Origin of the sequence: Pseudohaliea sp. (genome assembly GCF_040217025.1) — a bacterium.
Taxonomy (GTDB): domain Bacteria; phylum Pseudomonadota; class Gammaproteobacteria; order Pseudomonadales; family Halieaceae; genus Pseudohaliea.
In genome coordinates this window covers 155,784-163,016 of sequence record NZ_JAVJOA010000007.1, presented here as the reverse complement: position 1 = coordinate 163,016, position 7,233 = coordinate 155,784, and the positions used below count along the sequence as shown (strand labels likewise).

The 7,233-nt window shown below is 65.8% G+C and carries 4 protein-coding genes; all 4 read right to left on the bottom strand.

The window, feature by feature from the left end; genetic code table 11:
- Nucleotides 1-261 precede the first annotated feature (261 nt).
- The 4 genes from RKE50_RS04265 to RKE50_RS04250 all read right to left on the bottom strand — a co-directional run bounded on the left by RKE50_RS04265 (nt 262) and on the right by RKE50_RS04250 (nt 6,956).
- Complete coding sequence (locus tag RKE50_RS04265) at nt 262-1,269, bottom strand: phosphotransferase enzyme family protein (RefSeq protein ID WP_350034677.1); 1,008 nt, start codon at nt 1,267-1,269, stop codon at nt 262-264.
- A complete protein-coding gene (locus tag RKE50_RS04260; protein WP_350034676.1) occupies nt 1,259-2,548 on the bottom strand; it encodes an aspartate aminotransferase family protein in 1,290 nt (429 codons plus the stop codon). Before RKE50_RS04260 ends, RKE50_RS04265 begins: the two co-directional genes overlap by 11 nt.
- Nucleotides 2,549-2,615: 67 nt before the next feature.
- Complete coding sequence (locus tag RKE50_RS04255; protein WP_350034675.1) at nt 2,616-4,493, bottom strand: NAD(P)/FAD-dependent oxidoreductase; 1,878 nt, start codon at nt 4,491-4,493, stop codon at nt 2,616-2,618.
- A gap of 117 nt (nt 4,494-4,610) precedes the next feature.
- Complete coding sequence (locus RKE50_RS04250; RefSeq protein ID WP_350034674.1) at nt 4,611-6,956, bottom strand: TonB-dependent receptor; 2,346 nt, start codon at nt 6,954-6,956, stop codon at nt 4,611-4,613.
- Nucleotides 6,957-7,233 lie beyond the last annotated feature (277 nt).

The window sequence follows — 7,233 nt, the reverse complement described above, 5'->3', positions numbered from 1 at the left end:
GTGACCGACCCTGCACCGAAGGTGCGGGGAGGGGGCGCCGAAGGCGTTCCGAAGGAATTGCTCGCGGAGCGAGCAACCCAAAGTAGGTCATGGGTATGGCACCACGCCCGCCTGGAGGAAGCGATCGCGAGCACCGCTCGCGACCCAAAGTAGGTCATGGGTGTGGCACCGCGCCCGCCTAAAAGAACCAATCGCGAGCACAGCCCGCGACCGAAAGTAGGTCATCGGTGTGGCACCCAGCCAAAACAAACTGCCGATACCTCAAAACTCCGACACCAGCCTCGCACACCCCTGCACCACCATCCCCCGAATCCCCACAAAAAACTCTTCCTCCCCATGCTCCGGCCGCTCATGCACCCAACCGAGCAGCGCCAGCCCCCTCAGAAGCAGGAACACCGGCAGCATCGCCTCGTCCCGCGGCGCCAGCGGGCGCACCTCTCGATAGCCTGTTAGCAGCGCCTCGCGCAGGGCCGGGAAGTCGTCGTCCGCGTGGGCTTCGATGAGTGCGGAAGCCAGGTCATAGCCGTGCCAGCCGTAGGCCGCATCGTCGAAATCGATCAGGCCGAGCTTGTCGTCCGCGTCGACGAGCACGTTCCCGGGATGCAGGTCCGCGTGTATGAGACTGAAGTTGTCGCGGTGCGCGCCGTAATCATCGAGCATGACTCGCAGGCAGTCTCGTGCCTTGAGTACGAGCGTCCGGTCGTCGACGCCGAGGCCCCCGTTCTCCCAGAAGCGCCCCCAGCGCGGCTGCTCACCGAGCAGGCCGTCCCGGTCGAGTGCCGGTCGCGTGAATCCCACCGGCGCTCGCCAGCCTGCCGCCTGGTTGTGCAACTGCGCGGCAAGCGCCCCGAGATCGCGAAACAGCCGTTGTCGCTCCAGGCGGTCAGCCCCGTCGAGCCGCCCGTCGTCGAGGATCTCCCCAGGCAGCCAGCTGACCATGCTTGCATAGCGCCCGCCGGGTTCACCGGCGGCCGTAGTCGACACCGGCACGAAGTGCCGGCCGTCGCAGGCAGCGAGGGCGGTTTGCACCCGCAGCCCGATGGCTGCCAGGGCATCGCGCCAGCGGCGTTCCGACTCGAGCTCTTCCAGCGTGTTGTAACCGGGCCGGTGCAGCCGCAGGACGTATGCGTCGCCCGATGCTGTCGTGACCCGGAAGCTGACGTTCTCGGACACCGCCGCCGTCGCAAGTTTGCGGGGGGTCACCGGGAACTGCGCCAGCGCTTCCCGGGCTGCCGGGAGATAGGGTGCGCCGGGGCCTTCAGCGCTCACCGCGGATGCCGAAGACCGTGTCGCAGGCCTCGAGGAGGGCGGGTACGTCGTCTCTGCCGAAGACGAGCGGTGGCCGGAGCTTGAGAACATTGCCGTGCACCCCGGCGGCGCCGAGCAGAATGCCCGCAGCGCGGAACCGGTTGGCAAGGTCCCTCGCTGCGGCCGGGTCCGGCTCCCCGCTTGAAAGGTCGCGGACGATCTCCACGGCCAGGAACAGGCCGCAGCCGCGGATGTCACCCACCCCCGCAACGCCGGCGAGCCTGCTTCCCAGCGCTTCCAGCAGATAGCCGCCGGTACTGGCGGCATTGACCACCAGGGCCAGGCGCTCGATCTCGTCGAGCACCGTCATGCCCACCGCTGCCTGCAGCGGGGTCGAGGCAAAGGTATTGAAGTAGTCTGTCTGCCGCCGAAAGGCCGCCACGTTTTCACGGGTGGAAGCCGCAGCGGCGAGGGGCAGCCCGTTGCCCATGGGTTTGCCCATGACCACGATGTCCGGTGTGAAAGCCATGGCCTCGTAGCCCCACCAGTAGCCCGTGCGGCCGAAGCCGCACTGCACCTCGTCACCGATGACGAGCCCGCCCTCCCGGTGCACCAGCTCGGTCGCCGCCGCCAGGAAGCCCGCCGGCACGCGCGGCAGACCCTCGTTGGCAAAAATGGAACAGACGATGAAAGCGGCGAGGCCGTGTCCGTCGCGCTTGAGTCGCGCGATGGCCGCCTCCACCCGCGCCAGGTAGGCGGCGCAGAGCTCGTCATCGCTGGCGCCCGGCTCCAGCGGGCGGTAGCAATCGGGATAGGGAAAGCCGCGTACCACCCCGGCCGGCCCCTGCGTATCGCTGCCGACTTCCGTCAGGCCGGCCACCAGCCCCGCGTTGCCGTGATAGGCCGCATCGCTGCAGACAATGCCGGCCTGACCCGTGACTGCGCGTGCCATGGCCAGCGCCACTTCGTTGGCCTCGGTCCCGGTGCAGCAGAACACCACGCTCTCGATGCCATCGTGGTGCAGGGCACACAGGCGCTCGGCATAGGCGACGATGCCCTCGTGCAGGTAACGGCTGTGCACGTTCAGCGTCGCCTGCTGCGTGGCCATGGCCTCGGCGACGGCCCGGTTGCCGTGCCCGACGCAGGGCACGTTGTTGTAGAGATCGAGGTAGCGCCTGCCCGACCGGTCAAAGATGTAACAGCCCTCGCCGCGGACGATTTCCACCGGGTCATCGTAGAAAAGCTCCGCCCCGGGGCCCAGGGCCAGGTCGCGGCGTTCCTGCAAGGGGGAGCGGTGCATCCTCAGACTCCCGTTGTCCGCGTGGCCAGCGCGATCGGCAGCGCCCTCTCGTCCGGGCAGCAGTGTTTCAGGTTGCCTGGCCGGGCAGCTCTGTTACTGCACGATACGCCTCATCGATCGCGACGTGGGTGTAGGCGCTGGCACCGGCGTCGGAATTGGCGATGGCGATGCGGCCGAAGGGCTGCCGGGCGATCTCGTGCGGCGCCTCGCCTTCCGGCCAGTCCTCGTCCCAGAGGTCGAGGTATTCGTAGGCGTAGCCGTGCGGCCAGCGGTTCACGGTGATGGCCAGCACATCGCGCGCCACGTCGAAACCGGCTGGTCCGAGCAGCCCGTCGAGTACCGTGCGCACCTCCCGCTCGTAATCCTCGAAGCTGAGCCGGAGCATCGCCTCCCGGGAGGCACGCAGCTGTGCCTTGACGTCGATGGCGTCGGGCGGCGGCGAGATCGTCCCCCAGAAGACCAGCGACACGGGCCCGCTATCGTTGATGTCATGCCGGTACCCGCCGTTGTTGATGCCGCGGAAGGTGAACAGGCTCGCGTGCAGGCGGCCGGGGCAGTCCACCGCATCGATGCCGAGCTGGTCGAGCGCGTCGGTATTGCGGATCAACACGTTGGTCAGGACCAGTGGATGCTTGACCTGGTAGGCCAGCGCGTCCTTCTGTTCCTCCGGCAGCGTTGGGCAGAGGTGGGGGATAATCGCGTTGTAGCAGGCCAGGATGCAGTGCTTTGCCGTCACCCGCTCAACCCGGCCATCGCGGTAGTAGGTCACCGCGACGTCATCGCCATCGCTGCTGGTATTGATGACCGTGGCGTTGAGGCGCAAGCGGACCTCTGCGCCGGGCCGATCGAGCCTGGCGTAGTTGAAGCGCGCGACGGCGACATTGTTTGCATCGGTGCCCGCAGCCACCTCGGGGATCAGCCTGGCGACCTGCAATCTCGCCAGGCTGGCGTTGCCGTCCGGCCACATCGCGGCCGGGTAGTCCCAGGCATCCGTTTCCGGCTCCTCGCCGAGAAGATGCGTTCCCGGCAAGCCGTCCCAGAAGCACTCCATCGCCGATAGCGCACGCAGCTCGAGGCCCCAGCTGCCGTGGACCAGCTTGTCGAAGAGCTGGGTCACTTCAGGGTCCAGGCCGCCGTGCCGCTGCAGGAACTCCGGATAGGAGATCGAGCGCAGGTAGGCCTCCGCTGCCTCCTCGTCCATGTCGCCCAGCACGTTTTCCCGCCGTTGGTAAAAGGCCTTGAGCTGCTCGTGCCCCGCCGGCGAGATCGGGATCTGGTCGATGACCTCGGGCGCCGGCCCCGGGAATGTCAGGTCACAGCGGGCTACCAGCCGGTCGACGCCGTAGGTCTCCCTGTCGAACCACATCGCCGGGCTGTTGGGTGCCGTTCGGCCGTAGCGGAACTGCTGCTGTTCCCGCATCGCGTCGACGTCGACACCGTGAACATCGAGGAAGGTCTTGACCGTCTCGCTGAACTGCCACCACTCCAGGTTGTGCGTGCCGCCGAGGGAAAGGCGCATCTTGCCGGCCTGGTGGAACTCGTTGCGACGGGCGTGGCCGCCGAAATCGTCGTGGTTTTCGAGCAGGAGGACCCGCGACGCTGCGCCGAAGCGCTCCCGGTAGAAGTGTGCCGCTGCGAGGCCGGAAATCCCGGCGCCGACGATGACGACGTCATAGCTTTCGTCGATATCAGTCGGTGCGGGAAAGGACGCCCCCTCGCGGGCGAGCGCGTGGGCCGCCTCGAAGGAGCCCGGGTGTGACCCGCGCATGCCGGTGCGTACCGGCGGGTAGTCCGCGGCCGCGGGAACCCGTGTCGATGCCACGGATGCGACCGCATCGAGCCCGGGGAGCGCCGCGGCGAGACCCGCGGCGGCGGCCCCGTGCAGCAGGTCGCGCCGGCTGATTGGCGCGCTCATGCCCAGGGCCTCGTCGGATTTCCGTTTCACCTGCGTTCCTCTTCCTAAGCTGGCGCCGTGCCCGTGTCGCTCCCCTGGCGTCGGCAAGGGGATTTGGGAGAGGCCAGCGCAGCCGCGACGCTACCGGGCGGAAACCCCGGCATTCGGTCAGAAGCTGTAGCTGGCCCTCACGCCGGCTGTCCTCGGTCTCGACGGGCCGAAGACATACTGCGGGTAGGGCGAGCCATCGAAGTCCTCCCCGAAGGTGCCATCCTCCCAGCTGTTGTTGAAGACGTTCTCCACGTAGCCGCTGATCATCCAGTTTTCTTCCTGGTAGCCGACGACGATATCGGTCTGGTCCAGGAAGCGCACCGTCTGCTTCGACAGCTCCTCGGGAATCCAGTCGCCCTTCGCATCGTCCTCCCAGCTGTAGGCGAGGTTGCCGAAGAGTTCACCGCCGCGGCTGCCCACGGGGAAGCTACCGTTAAGGATGGCAAACGCCGTGAACTCCGGTGCCAGGGGAAGCGGCTCGCCCTCACAGGCATCCTCGGTCGCCCCGAGGTCCACCGCCGCGCCGCAGAAGGCCTGGACGTCCCTGGCTTCAGAATCTAGCCATGAGCCACCCAGGCGCAGCGTGATGTTGTCGGTGAGCGCCGCGGAAAGATCGATCTCGCTGCCCCAGCCGTCCAGCACGCCGACGTTGCCCGCCACGGTCCTGAAACCGGGACCGTTGGGATTGGCCTCGGAGAAGAAGGCCTGCAGATCCTTGTATTCATACAGGAAGGCGGTCCAGGCGAGGTTTATGCGGCCGTCGAGGAATCGGCCCTTGTAGCCCACTTCATAAGATGTCACGGTTTCTTCGTCGAAAGCGGCGGGCCGATCGCGGCCGGGCAGGGCCTGACCGCTCACCACGGCGCCGGTAGCTCGGTTCTCGAAACCAATATTGTCGTAGCCCCCGGGCTTGAAGCCCGTCGAGATCGTGGCGAAGAGCAGTGTGCTGTCGGTGGGGTGCCAGTTGGCGGCCAGGCGGTAGGTCACTCCATCCCAGTCAGCCGAGTCCGCGACGGGGCCCTCCGGGGTGGGCGTCAGCCCGCCGATGCCGCCGGAGAACTGGGACCCGCCCAGGTCGGGCAGCGTCTCCATGGAGTAGTCCCGCTCGTCGTACTGGTAGCGCACGCCTGCGGCGACATCGAAGCTGGGGCTGAACTGGTAGCGCAGCTCTACATACGTTGAGTAACCCTGGTATTTGCCCAGGGTCTCGTTGTAGTCGTTGATGAGACCGTTGGTCGAGGGGGTGAACTCGTAGCCGGCATAGTCTTCGTAGTAGGCGGTGCAGCCGCGGTAAGCGTCACCGGCATAGTAATAGTTCAGGTACAGGTCGCAGTAGACATCTTCGCTCTGGATATAGCCGAAAATCGTGTCGATATCTTCCTGGTAGATGGAAGCCCCCACGTACCAGTCGAGCGGCCCTTCGCTCTGTGAGGTCAGCCGCAGCTCCTGCTCGAAATAGTCACCGGATTGGAACTGCTCGTATTCGTACAGGGTGATGGGGAGACCGTCGAAATCCTCGCCGTACTCGTAGTCATGATCCTTGTAGTGGGTTAACGAACTGATGGTGGCCCAGCCGAGGTCGTACTCCAGCAGCAGTCCGACGGAGAAGATTTCTGAAATATCACGCGAATTGACTTCATCGTTGATGTTGACCTGGCGATCCGTGCCGACCTCCCAGGGTTCGCCGCCGTTGAGGAACAGGGACTTCGGGCTGTTGAAATTGGGGCCCTCACCGGTGACCCGGTAGATGGAGCCGGCCTGGTCCCGGTCGTCGTACTGTAAGATCAGGTCACCGGTGAGTTTTTCCGTCTCGTAGCGGAAGCTGACACGCAGCGAGTCGTTGTCGTGCGCGATAAGATCATCCCCGCCGGCGAGGTTCTCGACGTAGCCATCCTCCTCCGTGTGGATGCCCGCGACGCGCATGGCCAGGTTGTCCGTGAGCGGAACATTGACGGCACCCTCGAACACGAAGACGCCGCGCTCGCCCACGTCGATCTCGCCGTAGCCCTCGACAGCCTCGGTGTTGGCTTTTTCGGTGATCACGTTGAAGGCACCGGTGACGGCGCCCCGCGGGAAGAGGAAACCCTGGGGCCCACGCAGCACCTCGGAGCGCTCGACATCATAGAGGCTGCTTACCGCTGCGCCCGTACGTCCCTGGTACTGGCCGTTGACGTAAAAGCCGACGGAAGGCTCGGCACCGTTGCCGAACAGCTCTGTCCGAATGCCGCGCACGTTGACGGTGTCGAGGAAGGAGTCCTTGGAGTTGCCGGAGATACCGGGCGTGAAGGAGATGAGGTCCTTGATGTCGTTGATGTTGAGCAGGCGTGTTTCGGCGCCGCTGATGGCCGAGATGGAGAGCGAGACGTCGAGCAGTGATTCGCTGCGCTTGGTCGCCGTGACGACAACCTCCTCGAGTTGCTGGGCATTGAGTGGCGATGCCGCCGCCCCGGTGAGAACCGCCACGGAAACCGCCTGGGCCAGGCTCGACCTTGGCCCGAGAGGACGTTCCGAACGGTACGCATTCTGTCGCTTCCGGCTGCAGGACGATAGGTGCTTCGCCATGGTTTTCTCCCGCTGAGTCAGCTCTTGTGCTCTTGTGTTAGTGCCCCGGTCTCTACTCTCCTGAAAACTAGCCGTGCGAGCGGCATGGTGCAACGTGAGAAGTCAATACGAAAGCAGCCCGCCTTCGCGACCGTGCCTATACGCACGGCATTCGGCTCTCAATTGGTGCGGAGAACCC

What these genes read in the sequence shown, in the direction of transcription:
- RKE50_RS04260 (WP_350034676.1), bottom strand. Translation starts at nt 2,548, where the DNA reads ATGCACCGCTCCCCCTTGCAGGAACGCCGCGACCTGGCCCTGGGCCCC.